Source organism: Ensifer aridi (assembly GCF_002078505.1).
GTDB classification, from domain to species: domain Bacteria; phylum Pseudomonadota; class Alphaproteobacteria; order Rhizobiales; family Rhizobiaceae; genus Sinorhizobium; species Sinorhizobium aridi.
Genome location: NZ_LUAV01000012.1, coordinates 267,134 through 293,857, shown reverse-complemented (window position 1 = coordinate 293,857; position 26,724 = coordinate 267,134). Strand labels below are relative to the sequence as shown.

27 protein-coding genes are annotated in these 26,724 nt (G+C 62.5%); 13 read left to right on the top strand and 14 right to left on the bottom strand.

What is annotated here, in order from left to right:
• The first annotated feature begins 5 nt into the window (after window positions 1-5).
• Window positions 6-317: an ATP-dependent Clp protease adapter ClpS gene (gene clpS / locus AYK65_RS11510; protein ID WP_026617948.1), complete on the top strand. Its 312-nt coding sequence runs from the start codon at window positions 6-8 to the stop codon at window positions 315-317.
• 161 nt (window positions 318-478) lie between these two features.
• Complete coding sequence (locus tag AYK65_RS11505; RefSeq protein ID WP_026617947.1) at window positions 479-721, top strand: hypothetical protein; 243 nt, start codon at window positions 479-481, stop codon at window positions 719-721.
• Here AYK65_RS11505 and pth read toward each other — a convergent pair.
• The 5 genes from pth to AYK65_RS11480 all read right to left on the bottom strand — a co-directional run bounded on the left by pth (window position 718) and on the right by AYK65_RS11480 (window position 7,041).
• The gene (gene pth / locus AYK65_RS11500; RefSeq protein ID WP_026617946.1) at window positions 718-1,437 is read right to left on the bottom strand and encodes an aminoacyl-tRNA hydrolase; all 720 of its coding nucleotides are present in this window, start codon (window positions 1,435-1,437) and stop codon (window positions 718-720) included. The two genes, AYK65_RS11505 and pth, sit on opposite strands and share 4 nt — an antisense overlap.
• 246 nt (window positions 1,438-1,683) lie before the next feature.
• Window positions 1,684-2,418, bottom strand: a complete 735-nt coding sequence (locus AYK65_RS11495; RefSeq protein WP_026617945.1) for a substrate-binding periplasmic protein — start codon at window positions 2,416-2,418, stop codon at window positions 1,684-1,686.
• A 34-nt stretch (window positions 2,419-2,452) separates the two neighbouring features.
• On the bottom strand, window positions 2,453-4,822 hold the full coding sequence (locus AYK65_RS11490) for an EAL domain-containing protein (RefSeq protein ID WP_046118649.1): 2,370 nt from the start codon (window positions 4,820-4,822) through the stop codon (window positions 2,453-2,455).
• Window positions 4,823-5,094: 272 nt separating this feature from the next.
• Entirely contained in the window at window positions 5,095-5,706 is a 612-nt protein-coding gene (locus tag AYK65_RS11485; protein ID WP_026617943.1) for a 50S ribosomal protein L25/general stress protein Ctc, read from the bottom strand.
• Window positions 5,707-5,859: 153 nt separating this feature from the next.
• Window positions 5,860-7,041, bottom strand: a complete 1,182-nt coding sequence (locus AYK65_RS11480) for a benzoate/H(+) symporter BenE family transporter (RefSeq protein WP_026617942.1) — start codon at window positions 7,039-7,041, stop codon at window positions 5,860-5,862.
• Window positions 7,042-7,266: 225 nt separating this feature from the next.
• Here AYK65_RS11480 and AYK65_RS11475 point away from each other — a divergent pair, with 225 nt between their 5' ends.
• The 5 genes from AYK65_RS11475 to AYK65_RS11455 all read left to right on the top strand — a co-directional run bounded on the left by AYK65_RS11475 (window position 7,267) and on the right by AYK65_RS11455 (window position 12,585).
• Complete coding sequence (locus tag AYK65_RS11475; protein ID WP_026617941.1) at window positions 7,267-8,223, top strand: helix-turn-helix domain-containing protein; 957 nt, start codon at window positions 7,267-7,269, stop codon at window positions 8,221-8,223.
• Window positions 8,224-8,526: 303 nt separating this feature from the next.
• Entirely contained in the window at window positions 8,527-10,035 is a 1,509-nt protein-coding gene (adh, locus tag AYK65_RS11470; protein WP_081158402.1) for an aldehyde dehydrogenase, read from the top strand.
• An 82-nt stretch (window positions 10,036-10,117) separates the two neighbouring features.
• Window positions 10,118-10,492 (top strand): DUF779 domain-containing protein, encoded by a 375-nt coding sequence (locus AYK65_RS11465; RefSeq protein ID WP_081158400.1) that lies wholly within the window; start codon window positions 10,118-10,120, stop codon window positions 10,490-10,492.
• Window positions 10,493-10,568: 76 nt separating this feature from the next.
• Window positions 10,569-11,399, top strand: a complete 831-nt coding sequence (locus AYK65_RS11460) for an isocitrate lyase/PEP mutase family protein (protein WP_081158398.1) — start codon at window positions 10,569-10,571, stop codon at window positions 11,397-11,399.
• Between the two features lie 151 nt (window positions 11,400-11,550).
• Window positions 11,551-12,585: an aldo/keto reductase gene (locus AYK65_RS11455; protein ID WP_081158396.1), complete on the top strand. Its 1,035-nt coding sequence runs from the start codon at window positions 11,551-11,553 to the stop codon at window positions 12,583-12,585.
• A gap of 65 nt (window positions 12,586-12,650) precedes the next feature.
• On the opposite strand, the gene AYK65_RS11450 is transcribed toward AYK65_RS11455, so the two are convergent.
• From AYK65_RS11450 to lgt, 6 genes are all read right to left on the bottom strand, one after another.
• On the bottom strand, window positions 12,651-13,583 hold the full coding sequence (locus AYK65_RS11450; RefSeq protein WP_026617936.1) for a ribose-phosphate pyrophosphokinase: 933 nt from the start codon (window positions 13,581-13,583) through the stop codon (window positions 12,651-12,653).
• Between the two features lie 329 nt (window positions 13,584-13,912).
• Window positions 13,913-14,779: a flagellar biosynthesis protein FlhF gene (locus AYK65_RS11445; RefSeq protein ID WP_081158394.1), complete on the bottom strand. Its 867-nt coding sequence runs from the start codon at window positions 14,777-14,779 to the stop codon at window positions 13,913-13,915.
• Window positions 14,780-14,883: 104 nt separating this feature from the next.
• Window positions 14,884-16,035, bottom strand: coding sequence for a M24 family metallopeptidase (locus AYK65_RS11440; RefSeq protein WP_081158392.1), 1,152 nt, complete (start codon window positions 16,033-16,035; stop codon window positions 14,884-14,886).
• 1 nt (window position 16,036) lies between these two features.
• Window positions 16,037-16,831 carry a peptidoglycan editing factor PgeF gene (pgeF, locus tag AYK65_RS11435; protein ID WP_026617933.1) on the bottom strand — a complete coding sequence of 265 codons (795 nt, stop codon included), beginning with the start codon at window positions 16,829-16,831 and terminating at the stop codon, window positions 16,037-16,039.
• 196 nt (window positions 16,832-17,027) lie between these two features.
• The gene (locus AYK65_RS11430; protein WP_081158390.1) at window positions 17,028-18,131 is read right to left on the bottom strand and encodes a class I SAM-dependent methyltransferase; all 1,104 of its coding nucleotides are present in this window, start codon (window positions 18,129-18,131) and stop codon (window positions 17,028-17,030) included.
• 12 nt (window positions 18,132-18,143) lie between these two features.
• Window positions 18,144-18,989, bottom strand: coding sequence for a prolipoprotein diacylglyceryl transferase (lgt, locus tag AYK65_RS11425; protein ID WP_081158387.1), 846 nt, complete (start codon window positions 18,987-18,989; stop codon window positions 18,144-18,146).
• Between the two features lie 284 nt (window positions 18,990-19,273).
• Here lgt and AYK65_RS11420 point away from each other — a divergent pair, with 284 nt between their 5' ends.
• The 6 genes from AYK65_RS11420 (at window position 19,274) to AYK65_RS11395 (ending at window position 23,595) form a co-directional block, all read left to right on the top strand.
• Window positions 19,274-19,555, top strand: coding sequence for an accessory factor UbiK family protein (locus tag AYK65_RS11420; RefSeq protein WP_026617930.1), 282 nt, complete (start codon window positions 19,274-19,276; stop codon window positions 19,553-19,555).
• 479 nt (window positions 19,556-20,034) lie between these two features.
• Window positions 20,035-20,535, top strand: coding sequence for a type III secretion system chaperone family protein (locus AYK65_RS11415; RefSeq protein WP_026617929.1), 501 nt, complete (start codon window positions 20,035-20,037; stop codon window positions 20,533-20,535).
• A gap of 1 nt (window position 20,536) precedes the next feature.
• Window positions 20,537-21,361 carry a pyrroline-5-carboxylate reductase gene (gene proC, locus AYK65_RS11410; protein WP_081158385.1) on the top strand — a complete coding sequence of 275 codons (825 nt, stop codon included), beginning with the start codon at window positions 20,537-20,539 and terminating at the stop codon, window positions 21,359-21,361.
• A 328-nt stretch (window positions 21,362-21,689) separates the two neighbouring features.
• On the top strand, window positions 21,690-22,646 hold the full coding sequence (locus tag AYK65_RS11405; RefSeq protein WP_081158383.1) for a LysR family transcriptional regulator: 957 nt from the start codon (window positions 21,690-21,692) through the stop codon (window positions 22,644-22,646).
• A 37-nt stretch (window positions 22,647-22,683) separates the two neighbouring features.
• Window positions 22,684-23,025 (top strand): tRNA-binding protein, encoded by a 342-nt coding sequence (locus tag AYK65_RS11400; RefSeq protein WP_026617925.1) that lies wholly within the window; start codon window positions 22,684-22,686, stop codon window positions 23,023-23,025.
• Between the two features lie 6 nt (window positions 23,026-23,031).
• Window positions 23,032-23,595: a protein-tyrosine phosphatase family protein gene (locus AYK65_RS11395; protein ID WP_081158381.1), complete on the top strand. Its 564-nt coding sequence runs from the start codon at window positions 23,032-23,034 to the stop codon at window positions 23,593-23,595.
• Window positions 23,596-23,675: 80 nt separating this feature from the next.
• Here the strand turns inward: AYK65_RS11395 and AYK65_RS11390 are convergent, their stop codons facing one another.
• From AYK65_RS11390 to AYK65_RS11380, 3 genes are all read right to left on the bottom strand, one after another.
• Window positions 23,676-25,058, bottom strand: coding sequence for an ATP-binding protein (locus tag AYK65_RS11390; RefSeq protein WP_046118631.1), 1,383 nt, complete (start codon window positions 25,056-25,058; stop codon window positions 23,676-23,678).
• 228 nt (window positions 25,059-25,286) lie between these two features.
• Window positions 25,287-25,988, bottom strand: coding sequence for a response regulator (locus AYK65_RS11385; RefSeq protein WP_026617922.1), 702 nt, complete (start codon window positions 25,986-25,988; stop codon window positions 25,287-25,289).
• 106 nt (window positions 25,989-26,094) lie between these two features.
• Entirely contained in the window at window positions 26,095-26,574 is a 480-nt protein-coding gene (locus tag AYK65_RS11380; protein ID WP_026617921.1) for a MarR family winged helix-turn-helix transcriptional regulator, read from the bottom strand.
• Window positions 26,575-26,724 lie beyond the last annotated feature (150 nt).

Below are 26,724 nucleotides of genomic sequence, written 5' to 3'. Positions count from 1 at the left end.
TTCCGATGAGTGACAATGACGTTGCCGCAAAGCGCAAAACGAGGGCGAAGCCGAAGCTCGAACGGCCGAAGCTCTATAAGGTCATCCTCGTCAATGACGATTACACGCCGCGCGAATTCGTCGTGATGGTGCTGAAGGCCGTCTTCCGGATGAGCGAGGAAACCGGTTACCGGGTGATGATGACGGCGCACAAGCTCGGCACCTCGGTCGTCGTGATCTGCGCCAAGGACGTGGCCGAAACCAAGGCCAAGGAGGCGACCGACCTCGGCAAGGAAGCGGGCTTCCCGCTCTTGTTCACGACAGAGCCGGAGGAATGACAATTCTCGCTTTGGGCTGGGCTAAGATCACTGCCTCAAGACCGGGCCCGTCGAGCGATGTGACTGTTACCGGCGGAACGCCTGGCAAAGTCGCGGAGCGATAAAAAGGACATATGCACTGTTCAGTGCACAGTCCCTCATCAATGCTGAAAACTGCACCGATGACACCCGAACGTTTTGCTGAATGCCTCGCCCTTTTGCGGTGGACGACAATCGACCTCACATCCGCGCTTCAATGCCAGCTCTCCTGGGTTGAAGCGCTCGAGAGCGGCCACGCGGAAATCCCGGAGGATCTGGCTCTCTGGCTCGATCGGCTTGCCCGGTTCCACGAAGCTGCGGGAGTTCCTACATCCTATCGCGATATGGCGGGTGGAAGACCGCGCACGTTTATCATCCAGCGCTAATCCCCTTTCGAGCCGAACATCTTCTTCAGCATGTCGGCCATGGGGCCGGTTGCCGGGAGTTTCTTCGGCTGGGCCGCTGCGCGCGCCTGGTGGATATGGGACTGCGCCGGCTGTTTCTTCGGAGCCTCAGGCTTTTCCGCCTCCGGCTTGCCGCCGGTCGCCAGCGCGATCTTGTTCATGAGCTGCGAGTCCTCACCCTTGACCAGCATGCCGGCATTGTCGGCAAGCGTGTCCAGGAGGGGCGAAAGCCACGCCTGATCGGCTTTGGCGAAATCGCCGAGCACATGCGCATGCACGAGGTCCTTGACGCCCGGATGGCCGATGCCGAGCCGCAGGCGGCGGTAATCCTTGCCGCAATGGGCGTCGATCGACTTGATGCCGTTGTGTCCGCCGTGTCCGCCGCCGGTCTTGATCCGCGCCTTGCCGGCGGGCAGGTCCAGCTCGTCATAGATGACGATGATGTTCTGGGGGTGAAGCTTGTAGAAGCGCATGGCGTCGCCCACGGCTTCGCCGGAAAGATTCATGAAGGTCTGCGGCTTCATCAGCAGGACGCGCTCGCCGCCGATCTCGCCTTCGGCAATCTCCGACTTGAACTTCTTCGACCAGGAGGAGAAGCCGTGACGCCGCTGGATGGCATCGATCGCCATGAAACCGATATTGTGGCGATTGCCGGCGTATTTCGGACCCGGATTGCCAAGTCCCGCGATGATCAGCATATCGGCAAGCTCCTGATGCGCTTTGCTCCATGAGGCGAGATGTGGCGGGGAGGCCCGTTGCCCCTCATCCCGCTGCCGCGACCTTCTCCCCCCAGGCGGGGAGAAGGGGCACGCCGCGCTCTCCCAGTCCCCTCTCTCCCGCGCGCGGGGGAGAGGTTAGTCCTCGGGTTAAACCCGAGGAGAGGGGCAATTCCACCACATCCGCTATTCACCCCAAAATCATCGCCGCCCAGCCAAAGTCAATGGCTATTTCGCCGCCTGTTCGATCCGGTTCGGGCGCAGGCCGTAGCGCTCGAAGATCCGGTCCTGCGTTCCGTCGGCAATGAGACGGTCGAGTTCGGTCTGCATACGGGCGATGGTCTCGCCTGCCATGTCCTTGTGGCAGGCAATTCCGTACTGCTTGCCTTCAAGCACCAGCGCCGCCTCGATCGGCTTTCCGTCGGTCCGCATGCTCTCGAAGGTCTTTTCTGAGGTCATCATCAAATCGATGCGGCCGGCGATCAGCTTCTTCAATGTGGAGTCGAGACTGGCGGCATAGTCGATCCTCTGAAAGCCGCGTTCCTTCAGGTATCCGGCGGAGAAATCCTCGCGCTGTGTTCCGATCACGAACTGCTTCGCCTCCTGAAGCGATTGCGGCGCGACAGCGGATTCCTTGTGGCGCACCATGATCATGTGATCGACGAGAAGCGGCTCGACCCATTTGAACTTGCCGTCCCGCGCGGCGTCGTGGCCGGCGGTGAAGACGCAATGGTGAGGTTGGTTCTCAGCCAGCGCGAAGGCGCGCGCCCACGGCAGGATGTTGATCTCGTAGGGCAGGTCGAGCGTGTTCATGATTAGCGCGACCTGGTCGACCGAGGCTCCGCTCGGACCGTTTTCGCCGGAGAAATTATAGGGAGGATATTCCTCGGTGAGGAAATGGATCGTCTCGGCATCGGCGGCGGAGGAAAGAGCAAGGAAGAGTGCCAGGATCCAATGCTTCACGCCATTCTCCTTCCGGGCCGCTCTTCATCCGGCCCTATCCCTGATTGCTCGCCTTGGCTTCCGATTCGCTCTCCAGCATGGCCAGCATGCCATCGACCGGCATGGGCCGGCTGAAGAGGTAGCCTTGGCCATTATCCACGCCAAGCTTGCGCAAAAGCTGCCATTGATCCTCCGTTTCGATACCTTCGGCGACGACGGTGCAGCCCATCTGGTGCGAGATGGTGCGGATGCCCTTGATGAGCATCCTGCTCTTACGCCGAACGTCGGCGGCATTGGAGTTCAGCGAGCGCGTGAAAGACTGGTCGATCTTGACGATGTCAACGGGGAAACGGTTGAGGTAGCTGAGCGACGAATAACCGGTGCCGAAGTCGTCAAGTGCGATACGGCAGCCGAATTCGCTGAGCTGCTTCAGCACCGCATGGACTTCGGGATTGTCGAGCATCAGCACCGCCTCGGTGATCTCGATGACGATCCGGCGGGGGGAAATATGATGCTTGAGCAGGAGTGCTGCGAGCCTGTGGGCGAGCGTGAGCTCGAACTGCAGCGGCGAGAAGTTCACGGCCAGATAGGTGTCCTGCGTCCCATCGAGCGCGGAGATCGCTGCAAGGTGACGAATGGCCTTCTCCAACACCCGGTCGCCGATGCGACTGATAGTGCCCGTCTCCTCTGCGATGCCGATGATCTTGCCGGGCGGCATGAGGCCCTTTTCCGGATGGTCCAGCCTTACGAGCGCCTCGAAGCCGATGATGCGGCCGTCGGCCAGACTAACGATCGGCTGCAGCCAAGCCTCGAACCAGTCCTCCTTCAGGCCCGCCTCGATGCACTGCTCGATCTCGTGGCGCTCGCGCGCCGTGTCGAGCATGCCCGTGTCGAAAATCTGCAGGCCGTTCTTGCCGTCGCGCTTGCGCGCATACATGGCCATGTCGGCCTTGAGCAGGAGGTCCGAGGCGCTGGCGGCATGCGTCGGGTAGACGGCGAGGCCGATGCTCGCGCTGACCGACAACTCGTTGCTCTCCACCGGCATCGGCTCGCGCAGGGCCTCGCCGACGCGCTCGCCGATCTCGCTCGCAAGGGCGATAACGTCCGTTGCCGCAATAAGGATGGCGAATTCGTCGCCGCCGAGACGCGCCATCACGTCCGCAGGCCCGAGTTTCGCGCGGATCAGTTCTACCGTCTGGCGCAGCACGGCATCACCGGCGGCATGGCCGAAATTGTCGTTGATCCATTTGAACCGATCGAGATCGATGAACAGGCAGGCGAGTTGCATGCCACATTCGTCGGCGCTGCGGATCGCCTCATCAAGCGCGCTTTCGAAACCCTGACGGTTGAGGAGACCGGTCAGATGGTCGGTGATCGCCTGGGCATGGTTGCGGCTTTCCGCCTGCTTCAAGGCCGTCACGTCGGTCATTACGGAAAGCGAGAGCCCATCGCGGCCGGTTTCCGTTTCGAGGATCAGCGCGGTCATGAATTCGCCGTTGGCCTTGCGGAAGGGGAGCGTGACTTCGCTGATCGTGTCGCTGCCCGAGGCGATTGCCTTTGCACGCAAGCGGTAGGCTTCGTGCCAACTCGGGTCGACGAAATCGGCGAAGCCTCGGCCGATGACCTCGTCCCGAGCGTAGCCCGTCGCCAGCAGCCAATAGTCGCTGACGGCGATCAGTCGATTTTCGGCGTCGAGCGAAAAGAGCATGGCCGGCGTCAGATCGTAGATCTCGGTCGCCCGCCGGTGTGCGATCTTCAGCTCCTTCTCCTCGCGTTCAAGCCGATCCTGCATCGCGTTGAAGTTGGCGGCAAGCGCACCCATCTCGTCATCCGAGCTCCAGTCGACCCGGTGTCGTGATCCGAGCCGCCCCGTTGCCTCGATCGCGGCCGTCAGCCGCATCAGCGGACGGATCACGGTTAGACGGTTGCCGACCAGGGCCGCCGCAAAGACGGTCGCCACGGCGAACAGAAGAATGCCGAGGATCGCCCACTCGTCCTTGCTGAAGCGCGAGAGGGGACCCAACGCGGGAACGAGGACTTCGAGCGTGCCGACCGACTTGGGACCATCGACGCCGTCGTGAGAGATGACGGTCTTCAGGGAGTGGTATGCGGCCGTCCCGGCGCTGGGCTCCGCCGGCAAGCGGGCGAGTATGCTGCCCGCCGGGTCGCGGATGACGACGGCCTCGATGTCTGTCGCGTTCATCAGCGAGCGGGCGATCCTTGCGATAGCCTCCTCGTCGAAGTCCCAGATCGGCTTGGCGAGAGCCTCGCCGCTCGCCTCAGTCAAAAGCTCGACGTTGTGCAGTCGCTCGCGGGCGACGCGTTCGCTCGATATGGTCAGGAAAAGAGCGAGCAGCGGCGCGACGAATACGAGCATCGCGCAGCAGATGATCGCAATGAAACGATTCTCCACCGAATGCATCACCGGACGCTTCCGTCGGCGGGCGTTATCGTCTTGTTCGTTTCGCATGCTCTTGGACTGCCACCGGTTTCTCCCCAGTGCAGAACATCATCAAAACCTTAAATGTTGTTGAAGTTGCATCGCGAGTTTTCACGAGGGCCCGTGTGCTACCAGTGATTGTGCTCCGGCCAGAATTCTTGGACGCCGCGAGCAAAAGAAAACCCGTCCCACGGGACGTGGGACGGGTTATTTTCATTGAGAAGCGGCACGCTACTGTAGCCGCGGGAAAGCGGGCATCAAGCCTCCGCTTCGCCCTCGGTTTCTTCGGTCTCTTCGGCTTCCTGCGCGCGGCCGGTGATCGTCGCGACTGTGAAGTCGCGATCGGCGATGACCGGGGTCGCGCCTGCCGGAAGCTTGATATCCGAGATGTGGACCGTGTCGCCGATGTTGAGACCGGTTAGGTCGACGGTCAGGAATTCCGGAATGCTGTCGGCGGAGACGTTAAGCTCGACTTCATGGCGAACGATGTTCAGCGCGCCGCCCCGCTTGAGGCCCGGGGACTTCTCTTCGTTTTCGAAGTGAACCGGAACCTGGACGGAAACCTGGCTGCCCTTCGAGACGCGCAGGAAGTCGACATGCATCGTGAAGTCACGGACCGGATCGAGCTGATAGTCCTTCGGAAGGACGCGAATCTTCTCGCCGTTGACGTCGATCGTCGCAACGGTGGTCATGAAACCGCCGGCGTGGATCTTCATCGTCACTTCCTTGGTGGACAGCGCGATGGAAAGCGGGGGCTGCCTGTCACCATAGATGACAGCCGGGATAAGACCGTTGCGGCGAAGTTCGCGGGAGGACCCCTTACCAACCCGTTCGCGCGTCTCGGCCTTGAGCTCGTAAGATTGGCTCATGGGTAGACCTTTCTAGTTATTTGGAGAGTTCGTCCGCCAAAGGGCGGAAAAACCTGAAGCCGCGAGGCGGCTTCATCCGCGGTGCCTCCAAGGGTGTCTGCGCGGACGCGGGGTCCATAGCCGAGAACGAGCGTAAATGCAAGGCGCGGCCGATCATGCCTTCCGTTTGGCGACGCGGGCAAGCCCAAGCATGAGGCCGCCGGCGACGAGCCCCCAGAAGGCGCCGGAGACGCCGGCGAAACTGACGCCCGATGCCGTGACGAGGAAGGTGATGGCGGCCGCCTCGCGCGTCTCGGCCTCCGCGAAGGCGGCCATGGCCGAGCTCGAAAATGCGCCGATCAGCGCAAGACCGGCAACCGCCTGGATCAGCACCGGCGGCGCGAGGCTGACGAAGGTCGTCACGACGCCGGCAAGCAGGCCGAGGATGATGTAGGCAATGCCGGCGTTGATCGCAGACCAATAGCGGCGTGTGCGGTCAGGATGGGAGTCGGAGCCGGCGCACATGGCCGCGGTGATCGCCGCAAGATTGACGGCATGCCCGCCGAAAGGAGCGCTCAGCATCGAGAAGAGACCGGTCGTGGCGAAGAGCGGTCCCGGATCCGGATGGTAGTCGTTGACCTTGAGCACCGCGATTCCGGGAATGTTCTGCGACGCCATGGTCACGATGAAAAGCGGCAGCGCGATGCTCACCATCGCAGCGGCGTCGAAGACGGGCGGGACGAACTCGATCCTGGGAACAAGCGCGGCGGAGAGGCCCGCAAGGGCGCCCTCCGGCATTTCGACGCCGAGCGCGATGACGAGGCCGAAGGTAAGCAGCGCCGCCGGCACTGCATAAAGCCTGTTGATGCTGCCGATGACGGCCCAGGCCAGAACGATGGGCAGGCCGAAGAGCGGATTGAAAGCGATCGCCTTCACCGGCGCGAAGCAGAGGCTCAGGAGCACACCGGCAAGCATCGCATTGGCAAGGGCCGGGGGAATGGAAGAGACCGTCCTGCCGAGCGGCTTCCAGAGGCCGGCGACGATGATGAGCACGCCGCAGACGAGGAACGCGCCGACGGCGGCGTTGAAGCCGCCTTCGACGCTGCCCGAACTCGCCAGCAAGGCCGCACCCGGCGTCGACCAGGCAATGCTGACGGGGAGCCGCGTGACGGCGCTGATGACGATGGCGCAGAGGCCCATGGAGATCGATAGTGCCATCAAGCCCGACGCCGCCTGCGCCTCGCTCGCGCCGACGCCGGTGAGGCCGTGAAGAACGACGGCGAAAGAGCTGGCAAAGCCGACGAAGGCAATCAGGGCGCCCATGAAGAGGCTTTGAGCGGAAAAGTCGCGAAGCATAGCGGACAGTTTCGATGTTTGGAGCGGATCTCGCGGGTGAGTCGCGGGAGGTGTGTCGATCGAGTAGCACATCCGCTCGCTCTGTCGATACCGTCGGGCCTGTGCGTGACCTTTGTCTAGGTGGACCTGTCGCACGAGCAATGCGTATAGTGTCGTTCGAAGCAGTGCGCCGAGCGGAAGGTCGACGCCTGTGCCGCGGAAGGGGACGCTTCAGGGAGGGAGCGAATGCCGTCAGCCAGGGATCATACCGAACGCGTCTATAAGATCGCGCATCAGTCTTCGCTGGCTGCCAGTTCGCCCGTTGCCGCCTCGTGGCGCCGCTGCATGACCCTTCATGGTCTCGCTCCTGAGGAAGCGCGATTGCCTTGGCGCCTGAGCGAGAGCGAATTGCTGGGGGCGCGCGAGCGCTCCGGGGTGTTGATCGCCGAGGCAGCCGGCGAGCTTGACCGGCTGTTCGCCATCGTCGGCAAGGCCGGCTGCTGCCTTCTGCTGACGGATGAGAAGGGTGTCGCCCTCGAACGCCGCGGCGCCGGCGGTGACGATGCGGATTTCCGCGGCGTCGGGCTCTGGTCGGGCACCATCTGGAGCGAGGCGAGTGTCGGAACCAACGGCATCGGTACCGCTATCGCCGACGAGCGCGCGGTCGTGATCCAGCGCGACCAGCATTTTCTCAGCCGCAATATCGGCTTGAGTTGCGCGACCGCGCCGATCCGCGACGAAGTCGGGCGCCTTGCGGCAGCGATCGATATCTCCACGTGCCGTGACGATGCCTCGGAGGCGATCGTGTCGATCCTTTCACAGGCGGTGCGCGACGCGGCGGCCCGCATCGAGGCCAACCTGTTCCGCCGGGCCTTTGCCGGTGCCCGCATCGTGCTGGTCCCGGTCGACCGCGCCGGACCGGCGCTTCTTGCGGTTGACCGCGATGACCTGGTGCTCGGCGCGACACGGGCGGCCCGGCTATGCCTCGGGCTCGACGACAAGCGCATTGCCGCCGGCGTGCCCGCCTCCGACCTGCTTCAGGAAGATTCGCCGCGCGAGGGCGCGGAATTGCCGGATGCCGAGAGGGCGGCGCTCCGCCGTGTGCTGTCGCGCACCAACGGCAATGTCTCGATGGCCGCCGACCTTCTCGGCATCAGCCGCGCCACGCTGTACCGCAAGATGAAGCGGCTTTCATTGAACTGAGCGGTGCGGCGCGAGAAATGCCTTAGCTCCGGCCCGGCATGCGGGAAGAGCAAGCGGGGTGTCTCCCGCTTCGCCTCTTCTGCGAGGAGAAGTACCATTAGGCGGGCGAGGGGCGGACAGGCCCGAAGAACACTCACAATCTGGACCGTTGCTGCGCCGCAGCATGGCACGTGAAGCCGACCTGTCGCAATTCTGAGACAGATGCTGCTGCGGGCTGCCGAGGGCGTCTATCGGAGATCCGCATTCGGCTTCACCCTATCTCCCACAGCAATTGGAGTGCTGTTTTCTTCAAGGGAGGAAGCCATGCTGCATCAGAAAATCATCGAGAGCCCGTTCAAGCACAAATATGGAAACTTCATCGGCGGTGAATGGCGTGAACCCGTTGCCGGCCGCTATTTCGACAACATGACGCCGATCACCGGCGGCACGCTCTGCCAGATTGCCCGTTCCGACGCCGCCGATATCGAGATCGCGCTCGATGCGGCGCATGCGGCCAAGGAGAAATGGGGGCGGACCTCGACCACGGAACGCTCCAACATCCTTATGAAGATCGCCGCCCGCATGGAGGATAATCTCGAGCTCCTGGCGCGGGCGGAGACATGGGACAACGGCAAACCGATCCGCGAGACGATGGCCGCCGACATTCCGCTGGCGATCGATCACTTCCGTTACTTCGCCGCCTGCATCCGTGCGCAGGAGGGTACGATCGGCGAGATCGATCACGACACCGTCGCCTATCATTTCCACGAGCCGCTCGGCGTCGTCGGCCAGATCATTCCGTGGAACTTCCCGATCCTGATGGCCGCCTGGAAGCTTGCGCCGGCTCTTGCCGCCGGGAACTGCGTCGTCTTGAAACCGGCCGAGCAGACGCCCGCCTCCATTCTCGTCTGGGCGGAGCTCGTCGCCGACCTGCTGCCGCCGGGCGTCCTCAACATCGTGAACGGCTTCGGCCTCGAAGCGGGCAAGCCGCTCGCCACCAGCCCGCGCATCGCAAAGATCGCCTTTACCGGCGAGACGACGACCGGACGGCTGATCATGCAATATGCCAGCCAGAATCTCATTCCGGTCACGCTCGAACTCGGCGGCAAATCGCCGAACATCTTTTTCGCCGACGTCGCCAGCGAGGATGACGACTTTTTCGACAAGGCGCTCGAAGGCTTCGCCATGTTCGCGCTGAACCAGGGTGAGGTCTGCACCTGCCCGAGCCGCGCGCTTGTCCAGGAAAGCATCTACGACCGGTTCATGGAGCGGGCGCTGAAGCGGGTTGAGGCAATCCGTCAGGGCAACCCGCTCGACACGGCCACGATGATCGGCGCGCAGGCGTCGAGCGAGCAGCTCGAGAAGATCCTTGCCTATATCGAGATCGGCAAGGAGGAAGGCGCCGAAGTCCTGACGGGCGGTGGGCGCAATGTGCTGGAAGGCGATCTTTCCGGCGGCTATTACGTCAAGCCGACCGTGCTCCACGGGCATAACCGGATGCGCATTTTCCAGGAGGAGATTTTTGGGCCGGTCGTGTCGGTCACGACCTTCCAGACGGAAGCCGAGGCGCTGGAAATCGCCAACGACACGCTCTATGGACTCGGGGCCGGCGTGTGGAGCCGCGATGCCAACCGCTGCTATCACTTCGGACGCTCCATCCAGGCCGGTCGTGTCTGGACGAACTGCTACCATGCCTATCCCGCGCACGCCGCCTTCGGCGGCTATAAGCAGTCCGGCATCGGCCGCGAGACGCACAAGATGATGCTCGATCATTATCAGCAGACGAAGAACATGCTGGTAAGCTACAGCCCGAAGGCGCTCGGCTTCTTCTGATCCCGTTCTCGTCGGCAATTCTCTCAGGGCCCCCGATGTTTCATCGGGGCCCGCTGGGCTATGTACGAAGGAGGAGATTGCGATGACGCATGAAGAGCAGGAGGCGCGAGTGCTCGCGACGGATGCGGCGATCGAACTCATCTGCGAAATCCGGCGCGACCATCCCGATATACTTTTTCATCAGTCCGGAGGCTGCTGCGACGGTTCTTCGCCCATGTGCTATCCCGCCGACGATTACATCGTCGGCGACAACGACGTGAAACTCGGCGAAGTCGACGGAGTGCCGGTCTATATCAGCGCCAGCCAGTACGAGATCTGGAAACACACGCAGCTCATCATCGATGTCGTGCCCGGCAGGGGAGGGATGTTCTCGCTCGACAACGGCCGGGAAAAGCGCTTCTTCACGCGCTCGCGCCTCTTCGGTGGCGAGGCTTGCCCTTTGCCGACCCGGAATTGAGCGGCGGCAAGACCCGCGTTCCCCTTTTTGTTCGTTTGATGCTATCGCTTGTCGTCTTCAACGATGGGAGGCGGATATGGCGAATCAACTGAGCAAATATCAGGCATTCCGCGCTTTGCACGATCGGCCGGGCGCTTTCGTCGTTCCCAACCCTTGGGATGCCGGCTCTGCGCGCATTCTCACCGCGCTTGGTTTCGAGGCCCTCGCTACCACGAGTGCCGGATTTGCCTTTTCCATCGGCAGGAAAGATTCGGCAGCCGCTCTTTCGCGCGAGGCTCTTTTGGAGAATGCGCGCAATATCGTCGAAGCGACCGATCTGCCTGTCTCGGCCGACCTAGAGGACGGCTTCGGTGCGGATCCCGGGTGTTGCGCCGCTACAGTTTCCCTGGCGGCGGATGTTGGGCTTGTCGGCGGCTCGATTGAGGACGCCACGGGCGACCCCGCCAATCCCATCTTCGACTTCGGCTTGGCTGTCGAACGCGTTGCTGCCGCCGCGGAGGAGGCCCGTAAGCACCCATTCGTTTTGACCGCGAGAGCGGAAAACTTCCTGCACGGCAGGCCCGATCTGGATGACACGATCCGGCGTCTTGTCGCATTCGAGAAGGCCGGTGCGGATGTTCTTTACGCCCCGGGCCTGCCGAATCTCGAGGCGATCCAGACGGTTTGCTCTTCCGTCAATCGGCCGGTCAACGTCGTCATGGGTCTCGCCGGGCAGACTTTTTCAGTGAAAGAATTGGAGCACGCCGGCGTAAAACGCATCAGTGTCGGTGGCTCGTTTGCGCGAGCGGCCCTTGCAGGGCTCATGAGCGCCGCGCGGGAAGTCAAGGAGCGTGGCACCTTCACGTATTCGCAGCATGCAATGTCTGCCGCCGAAGCGGCGTCCTATATGCTGGACGCAAAAAGATGACTTGAACTCCCGGTAAAACGATCCGTGCCAGTGTTCGAAAGATGGCCGGGGCTCGGCCTGCTGTCTCGGTCGAAGGGACGACAACGCGGCGGAAAGCCGCGCACACTTTTCCTCATCCCGCGCTAGCTATCAGACAACAATGGAGGATGACATGCAGTATACGACGCTCGGCAATACTGGCCTCGTCGTTTCACGCCTTGCCTTTGGCGCGATGACGTTCACCGCCGGAGACCGTAGTCTCGGCGCCGTCTACAAGACGGACGCCGAGGCTGCCGAAGCTCTTGTCGGGCGCGCGCTCGATGCGGGCATCAATTTCTTCGACACTGCCGATGCCTACGCGTCCGGTCAGTCCGAACGAATCCTCGGCGAGGCGCTGAGAACCCGCCGCGACGAGGTGGTGATCGCCACGAAGGTCGGCTTTCGCAGCGGCACGCCGTTGACCCAGGCCGGGCTTTCCCGCCGCCACATTCTCTGGTCGGTCGATCAAAGCCTGAAGCGCCTCGGCACGGATTGGATCGACGTCTACATCGCGCATAAGGAAGACCCGCAGACGCCGCTCGAGGAGACGTTGAGGGCGTTGGATGCGGTCGTACGCGCCGGCAAGGTGCGCTACATCGGGTTCTCGAATTGGTCGGCCTGGAAAGCGGCGGCGGCGGTCGAGATCCAAAAGGCCAACGGGCTAGCCCCCTTCACCCATGGACAGATGCATTATTCGCTGCTCGGCCGCGACGTGGAGCGAGACGTCATCCCGATGATGCAGCGCTACGGTCTGGGCCTCACCGTCTGGAGCCCGCTTGCCTCGGGGTTCCTTTCCGGCAAGTACACGCGGGAAAATCTCGATGACCCGGACAACCGCTATTCCGGTTTCGACATTCTGCCCTTCGACAAGGAACAGGCCTTCCGCCTCGTCGAGCGCATGCGCGCGATCGCCGACAGCCATGGAGCAAGCGTGGCGCAGGTGGCGATCGCCTGGCTCCTGGCGAAGAAAGCGGTGACGAGCGTATTGTTGGGGGCCTCCAAGTCACACCAGCTTGAAGACAATCTCGGTGCGGCAAAGCTTGCTTTGACGGAGGGTGAAATTTCGGCGCTCGACGCCGAGACCGTGCCGGCGCCGGTCTATCCGAACTGGTTCATCGACAATCTCGCCGACCAGCCGGTGGCCCAGGTCCTCGGGAAGAACGGATAAGCCGAAAACAGACCGCCGGCGCTGCAAGCGCCGGCGTCAACATTCCCATTCTCGGCGGAACGACCTCAGTCGAACAGGCTCGAAACCGATTCTTCCTGGCTGGTGCGGCTGATCGCCTCGCCAATCAGCCCGGCAGTCGAGATCACCCGGATATTGTGGGCGGATTGAACGGCGGTGGTCGGCTGGATGGAGTCGGTGATGACCAGTTCCTTCAGCATCGACGAGGTGACGCGGGCGACCGCGCCGCCGGAGAGAACACCATGGGTGATATAGGCCGTAACGCTGGTGGCGCCGTTCTTCAGCAGCGCTTCGGCGGCGTTGCAGAGCGTACCGCCGGAATCGACGATGTCGTCGATCAGGATGCAGTCCTTGCCTTTCACGTCGCCGATGACGTTCATGACCTCCGATTCACCGGGGCGATCGCGACGTTTGTCGACGATCGCCAGCAGACAGTCGAGCCGCTTGGCAAGCGCCCGGGCACGCACGACGCCGCCGACGTCCGGCGAGACGACCATGACGTTGTTGAGGTTGTAGTTCTCCTTGACATCGCGCGCGAGGATCGGAACCGCATAGAGATTGTCGGTCGGGATGTCGAAAAAGCCCTGGATCTGGCCGGCGTGCAGGTCGAGGGTCAGAACGCGGTCCGCGCCGGCTTCGGTGATGAGATTGGCGACCAGCTTGGCGGAGATCGGGGTGCGGGGGCCGGGTTTGCGGTCCTGCCGGGCGTAGCCGAAATAGGGGAGCACGGCGGTGATGCGGCGGGCGGAGGAGCGGCGTACCGCGTCGATCATGATGAGCAGTTCCATCAGATGATCGTTGGTGGGGAAAGAGGTGGACTGAACGATGAAGACGTCCTCGCCGCGCACGTTCTCGCCGATCTCGACGAAGATTTCCTGATCGGCGAAGCGCCTGACTGTGGCTTTGCCGAGCGGCAGGTTGAGATAGTTGCAGATCGCTTCGGCCAGCAGCCGGTTCGAATTGCCTGCGAAAACCTTCATTGACGGTCCGCCTTGAGCTGGCGCGGTCACGTCCGGTGGGGCGGGATCCTGCGCGCATAATCCGTGAGCCATTCCGATCGCGGGCAATCGTTGCGGATGGCCGCTGTCAGAGCTGATCGGCCGCTTTTTAGCGTCCTTGAAGGTGAATGCAAGGGGATTGCTGCGACGCAGCGGCGATTATCCGAAAAACTTTGCGCCGACCGGCCTCAGATCACGATGATTTTGACGCCGAATCGACCCGAAATCATAGAACGTGATCGATTCTAGTACGTTAGAGCGGGGACGCGAGCGGAAAACCGTGCGTAGTTTTCCTCACCGCGTTCTTTTTCTTATCCCGCTCCGGCCCGCCGCCATTCGAGATAAGCCTCGATGGTCTTGTTGGCGATCGTCTGCATCGTTTCGGGCGGAACGGCGCTCCAGGGTTCGGCTGCGGTTCCCGCAACAGTGTCCTGCCCCTGGATGCGGTGCAGGCGGTTGCCGCTGCCGTCGAGAATGTCCCAGACATAGACGACGGTCGTCTTGCCGCCGTCGTTCAGCGCCGAGAAATAGCCTTTAAGGATATGGTCGCTCGTCGTGTCGGCGGAGCTTTTAATTGCGAGGCCCTCGGCGCGCGCGGAGGCGCCGAGCTGTTTCGAGAGCGGGGTGACGGCCTCGACCGGCGCGCCGATGATCGGCAGGAAGCGGATGCCGCCGGAGCCGCTCGCGGTGGCTGGAGGCGCGACTGCGGCTTGCTCCGGTTCTTTTGCCGGCGCCGCCGTTGTCTCTGCAGGCGAGGGCTGCCGCGGGGCCGTGTCCTCCTCCGGGGCCGGGTCTTCCTGCGGCGGCGGGCTCTGTACGCGCGCGGCTTCAACTTGTCTCGCCTGGATCGGTGCCTCGCCCTCGGCGAGGCGACTGGCCTGACCTTCGAGGGTGCCGGCCGGATCGGTGTAATCGGTATCGCCCGTGGCGTATTGCGTCGGCGGGCCTGAAATATTCGGCTGCGCCGAGAAGGCCGCGGTGCGGCTCGGCGGTATGCTTTCAACCGGCATCACGGCGGTCTGTGCCGACATGGCGTCTAGATCAGACTGCGTCACCGGTGGGGAGCGGAAGGTGCCTTCGCCCACGTCGACCTGCGGTATCAGGGCATCCGTCGTGTTGCAGCCGGCCAAGGCTGCGGCAAGACCAAGGCTTGCGATCGGCATGATCTGCTTTCGCATCGTTCCCACCGTTTCCGCTCGAACATGTGAGCGCGAAATGCGGCCGTTAGGACCAGCCGCACCCGCGTTGTTCACTTTCTCGCGGAAAGCATAGGACGATTTCCTTACGCAGAAATGAAGTCCAGCCCGTAACGCGACAGGGGCCGTGGCGTATCGGTCGTCGTCAGATAGGTCTGCCCAAGTGTCATGGCCGTTCCGCTATCCGAATCCATAATGATCATATGGACGAAGAGCGACATGTCCGGCTCGATTTCCTGCGGATTGCCGACGTGAAACATCTGGTGCTCCATCCAGGAGGGCGAGAAGCGCGCGCCGAGCGAGTAACCACAGGCGTTCAAGCGATGGCGGGCAAGGCCGCGCTCGTCCATGATCCTCGCATGGACGTCGAAGACGGTGCCGAAGGTGTTGCCGGGTCTGAGCACCATCTCGATCGCCTGGATCGCCTCCCGGCAGGCGCTGTAGAGCTCGCGATGGCGGTTGCTCGGCTCGCCGATCACGATCGTGCGCATCATCGCCGCATGGTAGTGGGCGCTGACACCGGCCCATTCGAGCGTGAGCTGGTCATTCGCATCGAGGGTGCGCCGGCCCGCCTTGTAGCGGCAAAGGAGTGCATCGGCGCCGGAGCCGATGATGAACTCGTTGGCCGGATAATCGCCGCCGCCGGCGAAGATCGCGCCCTGCATGGCGGCGAGAATATCGGCCTCGCTGCCACCCGGGCGGATCAGCGGCAGCGCGGCGTCGAGCGCGGCGTCGGCAAGGCTCGCGGCCTTTTCGACATAGACTATTTCCGCGGGGCTCTTGACGAGGCGCAGACGGCTTACGAGCAGCGAGGCGTCGACCAGCTCGCCGAAGGTGGAGAGCTGATTGTCGAGAAGCCGCGCCGTCTTACCCGTCATGCCATGCGTGTCATATTCGACGCCGATGCGGCAACCGAGCAGATCGAGCTCGCTCAGGAGGTTCTTGAGGTCCATGGCAGGATCGGCATTGACGCGGTCCACCCAGATCTCGATGCGCTCGATGTTGGACGTGTGCCGCGCCTGGCGCAGGTCGGCCGAGCGCGTGAGCAGCACCATCTCGCCGTCCTTCTTGACGACCAGCGTCTGGAAAAAACAGTAGCCGAAGGTGTCGTAGCCGGTCAGCCAATACATGCTCTCCTGCGCGAAGAGAAGCAGCGCGTCGAGTCTCTCTTCCTGCATCTTGGCGGTGAGCCGCGCCAGGCGGGCTGCGTATTCCTCTTCGGCGAAGTGGAGCGCCATCTCAATCCTCCCCTATGCAAATCGCGGATATCTGCCGCCCGTAGTCAGGCTCCTGCCTGTGCGTCGTACGGCGATAAGAGAAGAACCGGTCCTCGTCCGCATAGGTGCAGATGTCGAGGTTTTCCGCGGTCACTCCGGCCTCGTTCAACCGTCTTATGGTAAGGCCGGGAAGGTCGAACATCGCGTGGCCGTTCCGCCCGGATGGGCTGAAGAAGGATGCATAGCTCGCTTCGGCTGCAAGGAAGCGTTCGACGAATTCGGGGCCGACCTCGTAATGCTGCCGGCTGATCGAGGGACCGAGGCAGGCGATGATACGTTCGCGGCGCGCGCCGAGCGAAATCATCGCCTCGATCGTGCTTTCGAGGATGCCGCCGAGCGTTCCCTTCCATCCGGCATGCGCCGCGCCGATCACGCCCGATTCCGGGTCGGCGAAGAGAACGGGCCCGCAGTCGGCGGAAAGAACGCCGAGCACTATGCCGGGTGTTGCCGTCGCCAGCGCATCCGCATCCGGCCGCGCTCCGTCATAATTGCCGTCGACGATGATCGCATCCGACGAGTGGATCTGGTGTACCGTGGCAAGGCGTTGTGGAACGGCCTTGAACCAGCGGGCGACTCGGGCACGGTTCTCGCCGACTCGCGCCCGATCGTCGTTGGAACCAAGACCGACGTTGAGGCCGCGATAGATGCCCTCCGAAACGCCGCCCTGACGCGTGAAATAGCCATGCCTGATCCCTGAGCCCGCTTTGGCGCGGAAGAGCGGGCTCTGCACAGGGGAAAGCGAGGCATCGTCCTGCATCCGGCGTTCTCACCTTTGCTAACGTCTTGACTTCGTTGGATTTCAGGGCGCGTTTCGGCCCGGCGACATGCGGCTGATTTACCGGCGATGTTGGCCCGGCATGCCGGGCGTGTCAATTGCCGAACAAGTAGGAGGCTGTGGAACCGGTTCAGGATCGGCCCTGCCGGCCCCTTGGAGAATCGAGGCTCGACGCGCGTTACGGCGCCTTTTTCCGGAAGGGAGCCAAGGCCACTTCGGGGCTGCTGACCGCCAGCACCTTGAACAGTTCGCCCATCTTGCCGGCGCCGGAGCCCGCAAGTCGCTCGACATCGTCGCGAATGCGTTCTTGCGTTGCGGCGTCCTTGTCGCGGCCGAGAGCGGCTGCACGTTCCAGAAGGCCGAGCGCGACAAGGAAGTCGCCCTGGTGGGCAAGCCCGTTGACATGCACTCCTTCTGCTTTCGCACGGCTCACCAACTGCTCGAAATCGACGTGGCTGGTCAGGTCCGCCCGCCCTGGGTTGGCAAGCGGCGGATCGTACCGGTGGTTGCGGACGGCCTGCAGCGTGTCGCCATAGCCGGTCGAGAGGTGGCCGTAGTCGATGATGACCGCTGTACCGCCTCCGGTGCGAAGGCGTTCACACATCGCGGCCATCACCGCGTCGCGGGCCGGCGCGATCTCGAAGATCGTGCCTTCGGCAGCCGATTGCGGTGGCGACGGCAGCAGTGAGGGGTCGATGCCCGCGACGCCGGCGGCAAAGGTCAATCGATCGTCGGCGTCGAGCCCGACCATGCGTTCGCGGAAGCCCTGCGCGGTCCGCACGAATTGCCGGATCGGAATGGCGTCGAAGAGCTCGTTCGCTGCCAGCAGCAGGAAGCCGGCGGGCAGCGTGTCGAAGCTCTGATGCCACCGGACCTTACCTTCATGCGCTGCGAGCGTTTCGGCCTGCACCTCGCGCAGCCGGTCGCTGGTCTCGACCAGGTGGATGCTTGCGGACTGGTAGAGGGCGGGCGCAAGCCGGCGGACGACGCGCAGCATGTCGGACATCATCGTGCCGCGACCCGGGCCGATCTCGGCGAGGATGGCGTTTGCCGGCGAGCCGTGTTGCTGCCAAGCGTGGACCAGGAATATGCCGATCATTTCACCGAAGAGCTGGCTGATCTCCGGCGCGGTCGTGAAGTCTCCCGCCCGCCCGAAGGGTTCGCGAACGCGATAATAGCCGTGCTCGGGATCGGCGAGGCAAAGGGAAAAATAATCGGTAACGCTGATCGGACCGTTGGTCCTGATCAACGCTTTGATCTTGTCGGCGAGAGGATTCGTCATGCATCCGTCCAATTATGCCGCGGCGGCTGCCGCCCGGCGCGCCCGCGCAATGGCCCAGATTCCTGCCAAGGCCATCGGCAGCGAAAGCACCATGCCCATGGTCAGCCAGCCGCCGGCAAGATAGCCGATCTGCGCATCCGGTTCGCGGAAGAATTCGACGAAAATGCGGCTTGCGGCATAGCCGCAGACGAAGATGCCGGTGACAAGGCCAGGCGTTTTCAAGGCTTTGCGGCGATAGACGAAATAGGCGAGCAGGGAGAGGAGCAACAGACCCTCGAGTGCCGCCTCGTAGAGCTGACTCGGGTGGCGGGCAAAGGGCCCTCCGGTCGGAAAGACAATCGCCCAGGGCATCGACGACAGGCGCCCCCAGAGTTCGCCGTTGATGAAATTCGCGATGCGGCCGAAGAAGAGGCCGATAGGCACGACGGCGGCCACGACATCGAACAGGCTCCAGAGGGGTATCGCGTTTTTGCGGGCGAAGACGATGATCGCCAGTGTGGTGCCGAGCAAGCCGCCATGGAAGGACATGCCGCCATTCCAGATCTCGACCGCGCGGATCGGATTCTCGATAACCGAGCCAAGATCATAAAAGAGGATATAGCCGATGCGCCCGCCAAGCACGATGCCGCCGGCTGCCCAGAGCAGGAAATCATCGAGCTGCTCCGGAGTGAAGGCGGGCGTGCCCTTGTGCCAGAGCGAAGCGTTCTGAACGATGCGCCGTGCATAGAACCAGCCTAGGAGGATGCCCGCGACATAGGCTAGGCCGTACCAATGGACGGCAAGCGGCCCGATCGTGAAGATCACCGGGTCGATGTCGGGGAAGGGGAGAATGGAAAGGCGGGTCGCGATCGTTTCCAAGGTCTTGTCTCGTGCCGGGCCGATTGTTTCGGCGGAACATGGCGATCGAATCCGACCGGGTCAAGCCGCCCCCGGCTCTTACAAGCTTATGCGTCTTTTCGGACGCATAGGGGTTCGCTGCAGCACTTTTGATTGCTGAACGTTTTTGTCCCTTGAATCAGGAGCGATTCGACGAACCCGCAATGGCATGGCGCTCTTATTTCCCTTGCATCCTTTGTTCGAGAATCCTACCTGAAAACATGAGGCCCGCCGCGGGTGGCGGGACTGAAATGGAGACCGGAACGATGAGCACAGGGGCCAACCGCATTCTCGACGATCTCGCAAGACTGATGACGGATGCCGCGGGCGCGGCCCAGGGCGTGCGGCGCGAGGTCGAGGCGGCATTTCGCGCCCAGGCCGAAAACTGGCTGAACTCTCTCGATGTTGTCAAGCGCGAGGAGTTCGAGGCCGTCAAGGAGATGGCCGCGAAGGCGCGGGACGAAAACGATGCTCTGCTTGCCCGTATCGAGGCACTGGAGGCGCGCCTTGCTACGGCAGGGCCGATAGCCGGCACCACCGGCAAGTAGCAGTGTAGAGGTCGTCCCCTGCGGCGGCGACAATCTGAATCCGGGCCGCGCTACGCGCGGTTCCGGCGCATGCGGATATAGCGATCTCGGCGGCTAAGCGACTCCTTCGGCCGAGATCCCGCCGCGCTTTCCTCTTTTGCTTTGACGCCTAGTAAACTTCAAAAGTTTTCCACCTGTGGACACTGCCAAAAAATCCTTACGGCAGAGTCGTTTAAGCACCCGTCCTGAATCAAAATCGCAGGGCGTCCTGCCTTCTTCGCTCGCAATTTTTTGGCGCAGGGGCTGGCACGCTGACTCTGCCGTTATAGACTGATTTTAAATGATGATTCGAAACGGATCACGCAAGCTCCGGGCAGGGTAAGTAAGTCAGGATAGTGGCGGGTCCAGAAATCATAGTGTCCGTATCCGGTATTGGGTTTGCAGCGTTGCGTCCTGTGAGCGTGACTATGCGCGCCTATGCCGCGCCTTTAGGGTGATGCATGAGCCTCTTGGAAATGGAAGTCGAGCGCCAGTCCAACCCGGTCGATATGATCGAGTTCGTCGCCGCCAACAACGATTGGTCTTTCGAACGATCCGGCGAAGACGAGATTGCCATGACCGTCGAGGGCAAGTGGGCGGACTATCATGTTTCCTTCTCCTGGATGGAGGAGTTCGAGGCGCTGCATCTCGCTTGCGCCTTCGATATCAAAGTGCCCGACAGCCGCGTCAACGAGGTGATCCGCCTCCTGTCACACATCAACGGCCAGGTGCTGATGGGACATTTCGACCTCTGGCGCCAAGAAGAGGTCATCATTTTCCGTCAATCTCTGCTGCTTGCCGGCGGCGCCGAGCCCACGAACCAGCAGGTCGAGGTCTTGTTGTCGAATGCGCTCGATGCCTGTGAATCCTATTTCCAGGCATTTCAGTTCGTCGTCTGGTCCGGCATGGATGCGCAGCGCGCCGTGGACGCGGTGCTGTTCGAGACTATGGGGGAAGCATGAGATGAGCGTGTCCCTATCGGGTCCGATCGTTCTCGTCGGCGCTGGCAATATGGGCGGAGCGATGCTCGGCGGCTGGCTGAAGAGCGGCGTCCCGAGTAGCGATGTCCTCGTCGTCGACCCGGCTCCATCGCCGGTGATGGCGAAGCTGATTGCCGATAAGGGCGTGCGCCACGCGGCATCCGCTCCCGAAGGAATCGAGGCGGGGGTCATCTTTCTTGCCGTGAAGCCCCAGATCATGGAGGCGGCGCTGCCGCCGCTCAAGGGCCTCGTCGGTCCCGGGACCGTGATCGTCTCCGTTGCCGCAGGCAAGACGCTCGGCTTCATCGAGCGCCATCTTGGCGCGGCGTCAATCGTGCGCGCCATGCCAAATACCCCGGCAATGATCGGCCGTGGTGTTACGGGCGCCTTTGCCAACGCTCGGGTGACTGAGGCGCAGCGCGGGCTCGTGCATGACCTCCTGAAGGTCAGCGGCCCTGTCGAGTGGGTTCAAACCGAAGCGGATATCGATGCGGTGACCGCCGTTTCCGGCAGCGGCCCGGCTTATGTCTTTTATCTCGTCGAGTGCATGGCCGAGGCAGGGCGCAAGCTCGGCCTCGAGGCGGACCTTGCCATGCGACTTGCTCGGGAAACCGTCGCGGGGGCTGGTGAACTCCTCCATCAGTCCCCCGACGATGCCGCGCGCCTACGCCAGAACGTCACCTCACCGGGCGGAACCACGGCTGCCGCGCTGGCGATATTGATGGCGGACGACGGCATGCAGCCACTCTTCGACAAGGCCATTGCGGCTGCGCGCAAGCGCGCCGAGGAATTGGCCGGCTCCGAATAGGATTCCGCAGGTGGCCGATGAACTGGTCTTGCTCGCTGGTCAGCCGCCGCGGTCCGTCTTTGGCCCGGCGGATCGCGCCGGTGGGACGGTTCGCGTCTGAACAAGAGCTGGAGCGCCTTGCGCATCGCCAGACGACAGAAGTGGCCGATGGCAGCGTTGCGCTGGCGCCGTGCCAGCGCATGAAGCTGTTGGCTGTCCGGAATTTCAGGGCCTTGTTCGGTCATTGCTCTCACCTTGGCTGACGATTCCAGCGGACGGTAGAGCTTATCTTTCATCGCGATAATCCGTATTGCTTTCCTTTTATCTGTGACGAAACGGAATAGATGGCATGGATCGACAGGAGGCGATGACGGTGTTTCTTGCTGTCGTCGAAGAGGGGGACTTCTCGGCGGCTGCCCGACGATTGAGAATGACGCCGTCGGCCGTCAGCAAAATCATCGGCCGGCTCGAGGCCCGGCTCGGCGTACGGCTGTTGCAACGCTCGACCCGCAGCATCAGCCTCACAACCGAAGGCAATTCTTATGCCGAGTCGGTCCGGCGTATTCTCGGCGATATGGAGGAGGCCGAACTGGCGATTCAGCCGGGCGCCGAGCCGCGCGGCCGATTGCGTGTCAGCCTTCCAAGTGCTTTCGGCCATCGGCTGATCGTGCCGATGCTGCCGGTGTTCATCGGGCGCTATCCAGCAATCGAGCTCGAACTGGATTTCACCGATGCGATCGTCGATCTTGTGAATGGCGATGCGGACGTGGCGGTGCGTGTGGCCGCGCAAGGAGATTCCACGCTCGTCACGCGCCGCCTTGCCCCTAATCGGCGGATCATTTGCGCAGCCCCGGACTATCTTGAGCGTCATGGCACCCCTGAGAAGCCCGACGACCTCCTGAAGCATGTTTGCCTCGGCATTACCTCTCGCGGCGGCCTCAACGTGTGGGAGTTCGACGAAGCCAGTGGTCATCGGGCGATGCGCATCCGTAGCTCCATCGAGGCCAGTAGCACCGAAGCCCTGCGCCGGCTTGCGCTCGCCGGGATGGGGATCGTGCGGCTTTCGGACATGCTCGTCGGGCCGGACATCAGAGCCGGACGCTTGAAGCCAGTGCTCACCGAGTGCAACCGTGCCGAAGCCGAGCCGATCAGCGTGGTCTATCCGCACCGGCGGTTTCTTTCGCCGCGCGTGCGCGTCTTCGTCGATTTCCTCGTCGAACAGTTTGCGCGTCCGTGGTGGAACAGTGCCGGCATGGAGGAGGAGGTCACAGCCGGCAGTCTTCCGGAATCCGGCGCGATGCGTTAAGTCAGACGCGCTCAGAGGTTCTCAGCGAGGAATAGCCATGTCGGAAGTCATTGATTTCGCTGATTTCGCACGCGTCGATATTCGCGTCGGCACGATCATCGAGGCCGAGGTCTTTCCGGAAGCGCGCAAGCCTGCCTACAAGCTGAAGATCGATTTCGGCCCGGAGATCGGCATAAAAAAGTCATCCGCCCAGATCACTGTGCATTACAAGCCGGAGGATCTCGTCGGCAGACAGGTGCTGGGCGTCGTCAATTTCCCGCCGCGCCAGATCGGCCCAGTCCGCTCCGAGGTGCTGACGCTCGGCTTTGAAGACGAGGCCGGCGCGATCGTGCTGGCTGCCGCCGAAAAGCCGGTTCCGAACGGCAGGAAGCTGATGTGAAACGCCATGACCTCAAGCGGTGATCCGATTTCCGAACGTGTCAAGGTCTCGTGCCGCTACCGAGCCGCCGAGGCCGCGCGCGAGTGGCGGGCGAGCCACGTCCTTTCCCTTCTCGACCCGGAACTGTCGGATGACGACGTGCCCGTCATCATCGATGCGAACCACCGCGTCGTGCGCATACGCGATCAGGAAAATGCCGTCGCGACGCCGCATTTCCCCGACCTCGTCTTGGAGACTTTCGAGGCGCTGAGGCCCGTCGCCGACGATCGCTCGAGCCGAATCCTCGTGCACTGCCACGCGGGCGTCAGCCGGTCGACTGCCTTTGCATATTGCCTGATCGCGCATCAGTTGGGCGCCGGCAGTGAGGAGGAAGCTTTCGCGGCGCTTCTCACCATCACTCGCAAGCCTTGGCCGAACCGTCGCATCGTCGAGATCCTCGACGAGGCGCTTGGCCGGCAGGGCCGGCTGCTTGTGCCGCTCGATGCGATGCGCGCCCGCCATCCGCGCAGGATCGATGCCTGGCACCGTTTCAATAAACAGCGCGGCTTCATCTCGACCTATTCGCGTTGACGCATATCGGCCAGAGTGCGCAGTGGCTTTGGGAAAGCGCCGCATGAATCGATCTGACGCGCTTCGGCCCAGCTTGCTCATCACGTCGGAACGCGCACCGTCGCGCGCAGGCCGCCGAGCGGGCTGTCTCCGAGCGTGACATTGCCGCCGTGGCTGCGGGCGATATCGCGGGCGACCGCGAGACCGAGGCCGGTGCCGGAGCTGTCGAGATTGCGCGCTTCATCGAGGCGGAAGAACGGCTTGAATACGTCCTCGCGCGACCGCTCCGGAATGCCCGGCCCGTCGTCATCGACCGTGATGATCAGCCATTTCGCGCTATGCCGGGCTTCGATCCGTACGGTATTCGCATAGCGATAGGCATTTGATGCCAGGTTGGAGATCAGCCGGGTGAAGGCGTTCGGCCGCACGTGAATCTCGTCCTCGCCCTCGATAGAGGTGGTCAGGGTCTTGCCGTAGAGCTCGGCCTCTGCCGCAAGCCGTGCCATCAGGTCGCTGAGCTTCAGCCGGCCGACATCCTCTTCCGCCTCGCCGCGAGCGAAGGCGAGATAGCCTTCCAGCATGTTCTGCATATCCTCGACATCCTGATTGAGGTTTTCGAGGTCCGGATTGTTGCCGGAGAGCGCAAGCTGCAGCTTGAAGCGGGTGAGGATCGTTCTCAGATCATGGCTGACGCCTGTCAGCATCGCGGTACGCTGCTCGATCTGGCGCTCGATGCGCTCGCGCATCAGGATAAAGGCGAGACCGGCGCGACGGATCTCGTCCGCGCCCCGCGGTGCGAAATCATCGATCTTCTGGCCCTTGCCGAAGCTCTCGGCCGCACTCGCCAGCGCCAGGATCGGCCTGATCTGTCCGCGCAGGAAGAGGATCGCGATAGTCAGCAGAACCAGCGAGGCGCCGACCATCCAGACGAGGAAAATGTGGGTGTTCGAGGCATAGGCCTGATTGCGTCGGGCATAGACCCTGAGTATGCGGCCGTCCTCGAGCTTGATGCGGATCTCGACGATCTTCGACTGGCCGACGGTGTCGATCCAGAACGGACGACGGATCTGGTTCGAAATCTCCTCGCTGAGGATCTGGTCGAGAATTTCGAAGAACGGTTTCGGACGCGGCGGCGGCAGTTCGCCGCCGGGCTCGACGCTGATATTGAGGTCCAGCTGCTCGCGGGCGATGCGGACGATCTGGTCGATGTCGCCTTCCCGCGGGAAGGTGGTGATCAGGTCGACGATCGCAGCGATGTCGTTGGTCACCGCGGACGAGAGGCGTTGCGTCACGAGCTGCCAGTGCCGCTCCATGAAGACGAAGGCGACGACCGACTGCAGCAGAACCATCGGGATGACGACGATCAGCAGCGAGCGCGCGTAAAGCCCCATAGGCAGGCGGCGTCGCAGCCAGCGGATCACCCTTCTCCAGGCACCGTCCGCGGCACTCGTTCCTTCGCGCCTGAGGCTGTCAAAGCTTGCCATTGGTCCTGCGTCGTCTGTCGAAAGAGTTCCGTATGTTAGTGCATGTCGCCCAAAAGTGTGCAGCGGTTTTGGGATGACGACATGCACAAAAACAAAGACCTAGAGCGCGACGCACGAATTCGATTGAACGCGGCGCGCTTTAGAGCGCCATGACGGAAGCTGTGAAGCGGTTTTCCGGCCGTCTCCCGTCAAGCTCTAATCGATGCCGGCGATCGCTGCACTCCTTGCTCAGTCGACGCTCAGCCGGTACCCGATGCCGCGAACCGTCTGGAGCCAGACCGGATTGGAGGGATCGTCCTCGATCTTGCGTCTCAGCCGGTTGATCTGCACGTCGATCGTCCGCTCGCCCACCTCGGCATCGTCGCCGATCAGCTCGTGGCGTGGAATGGTCTCGCCGGCGCGCTGCGAAAACAGCGTCATGATCTCCTGTTCGCGGTCGGTCAGCCGGATATGGTCGGCTCCCCGGCGGAGCTCCTTGCGGACGACGGAGAAGGTGTAGGGACCGAAGATGACCTGGTCGACCTTCGGCGCCTGCGTCGGCTGGTTGCGGCGCAGGATGTTGTTGATCCTGAGCACGAGCTCGCGCGGTTCAAAAGGCTTCGGCAGGTAGTCGTCTGCCCCCGCTTCTAGGCCCTCGATGCGCGAATTCGTCTCGGCCAGGGCCGTCAGCATGATGATCGGAACCGTCTTGATCTGCCGGAGGCTTTGCGTCAAGGCGATGCCGCTTTCCCCCGGCATCATGACGTCGACAATCAGCAGGTCGAAATCGAGTCCTGTGAGCTTTCGCCGCGCCTCGTCTGCATCCGCCGCAGTCGTCACGCGAAAGCCCTGTTCGACCAGATAGCGGTTGAGCAGGTCGCGAATTCGCCGGTCGTCGTCGACGATCAGAAGATGCGCAGCATCATCGGAGACTCTCGCTTTTGCTATCATCGCTCGACAATCCTCATAGCGGGCAAAGCCCGAATCCGTCCCCCACGCGATCACGATAAATCCGGATCGACACGGTCCCCATCATAAGCGTGATTCATTCCTGCCGTCATTCCGCGGTGCTGTTCCTCATATTGGCAAGAAACCGCTTCACCGTGTCACGCGCGCCCGGACCAGCCTTTGCCAATGCATCGGCTATGCGGCGGGACTGTGGCTCGGCAAGCGCCCGCGCCAACGCCTTGCCCTCCTTCGTTGTGTAAAGCATGCGCTGCCGCCTGTCTTCCGGCCCGGTAACCTGGCGGATGTAGCCGGAATCGATCAGTTGCTTGAGGACACGGGCGAGGCTCTGCTTGGTGATTTTCAGCGTGTCGAGCAGGTCGGCGACGGTCATGCCGGGTTCGCGGTCGACGAAATGCACGACACGATGGTGCGCGCGGCCGAATCCGCTCTTTTCGAGAATGGCGTCCGGATCGCTGGTGAAGTCGCGATAGGCGAAGAAGAGCAATTCGATGATCTCGAAGTCGATCGTGTCTTCGTCCTCTCCGGCGCCTTCGCTAACCTCTTGGCTCTTGTTGGATTGGCCCGCCACGCGGTTATTTCCTTTCGATCGAATTGCGATTTGCGCAACATATCATAAAGTATGTCAGCTTTGTTGACATACCTCTTCACGGTCGGCTCGCAGGCGCTATTGCATGTCTCCTTAAATCGTACCCGATTCAAGGACAAAAACATGCAGCAA

What these genes read in the sequence shown, in the direction of transcription:
- clpS (WP_026617948.1), top strand. Translation starts at nt 6, where the DNA reads ATGAGTGACAATGACGTTGCCGCAAAGCGCAAAACGAGGGCGAAGCCG.
- AYK65_RS11505 (WP_026617947.1), top strand. Translation starts at nt 479, where the DNA reads ATGACACCCGAACGTTTTGCTGAATGCCTCGCCCTTTTGCGGTGGACG.
- pth (WP_026617946.1), bottom strand. Translation starts at nt 1,437, where the DNA reads ATGCTGATCATCGCGGGACTTGGCAATCCGGGTCCGAAATACGCCGGC.
- AYK65_RS11485 (WP_026617943.1), bottom strand. Translation starts at nt 5,706, where the DNA reads ATGAGCCAATCTTACGAGCTCAAGGCCGAGACGCGCGAACGGGTTGGT.
- AYK65_RS11480 (WP_026617942.1), bottom strand. Translation starts at nt 7,041, where the DNA reads ATGCTTCGCGACTTTTCCGCTCAAAGCCTCTTCATGGGCGCCCTGATT.
- AYK65_RS11475 (WP_026617941.1), top strand. Translation starts at nt 7,267, where the DNA reads ATGCCGTCAGCCAGGGATCATACCGAACGCGTCTATAAGATCGCGCAT.
- adh (WP_081158402.1), top strand. Translation starts at nt 8,527, where the DNA reads ATGCTGCATCAGAAAATCATCGAGAGCCCGTTCAAGCACAAATATGGA.
- AYK65_RS11465 (WP_081158400.1), top strand. Translation starts at nt 10,118, where the DNA reads ATGACGCATGAAGAGCAGGAGGCGCGAGTGCTCGCGACGGATGCGGCG.
- AYK65_RS11460 (WP_081158398.1), top strand. Translation starts at nt 10,569, where the DNA reads ATGGCGAATCAACTGAGCAAATATCAGGCATTCCGCGCTTTGCACGAT.
- AYK65_RS11455 (WP_081158396.1), top strand. Translation starts at nt 11,551, where the DNA reads ATGCAGTATACGACGCTCGGCAATACTGGCCTCGTCGTTTCACGCCTT.
- AYK65_RS11450 (WP_026617936.1), bottom strand. Translation starts at nt 13,583, where the DNA reads ATGAAGGTTTTCGCAGGCAATTCGAACCGGCTGCTGGCCGAAGCGATC.
- AYK65_RS11445 (WP_081158394.1), bottom strand. Translation starts at nt 14,779, where the DNA reads ATGCGAAAGCAGATCATGCCGATCGCAAGCCTTGGTCTTGCCGCAGCC.
- AYK65_RS11440 (WP_081158392.1), bottom strand. Translation starts at nt 16,035, where the DNA reads ATGGCGCTCCACTTCGCCGAAGAGGAATACGCAGCCCGCCTGGCGCGG.
- pgeF (WP_026617933.1), bottom strand. Translation starts at nt 16,831, where the DNA reads ATGCAGGACGATGCCTCGCTTTCCCCTGTGCAGAGCCCGCTCTTCCGC.
- AYK65_RS11430 (WP_081158390.1), bottom strand. Translation starts at nt 18,131, where the DNA reads ATGACGAATCCTCTCGCCGACAAGATCAAAGCGTTGATCAGGACCAAC.
- AYK65_RS11420 (WP_026617930.1), top strand. Translation starts at nt 19,274, where the DNA reads ATGAGCACAGGGGCCAACCGCATTCTCGACGATCTCGCAAGACTGATG.
- AYK65_RS11415 (WP_026617929.1), top strand. Translation starts at nt 20,035, where the DNA reads ATGAGCCTCTTGGAAATGGAAGTCGAGCGCCAGTCCAACCCGGTCGAT.
- proC (WP_081158385.1), top strand. Translation starts at nt 20,537, where the DNA reads ATGAGCGTGTCCCTATCGGGTCCGATCGTTCTCGTCGGCGCTGGCAAT.
- AYK65_RS11405 (WP_081158383.1), top strand. Translation starts at nt 21,690, where the DNA reads ATGGATCGACAGGAGGCGATGACGGTGTTTCTTGCTGTCGTCGAAGAG.
- AYK65_RS11400 (WP_026617925.1), top strand. Translation starts at nt 22,684, where the DNA reads ATGTCGGAAGTCATTGATTTCGCTGATTTCGCACGCGTCGATATTCGC.
- AYK65_RS11395 (WP_081158381.1), top strand. Translation starts at nt 23,032, where the DNA reads ATGACCTCAAGCGGTGATCCGATTTCCGAACGTGTCAAGGTCTCGTGC.
- AYK65_RS11390 (WP_046118631.1), bottom strand. Translation starts at nt 25,058, where the DNA reads ATGGCAAGCTTTGACAGCCTCAGGCGCGAAGGAACGAGTGCCGCGGAC.
- AYK65_RS11385 (WP_026617922.1), bottom strand. Translation starts at nt 25,988, where the DNA reads ATGATAGCAAAAGCGAGAGTCTCCGATGATGCTGCGCATCTTCTGATC.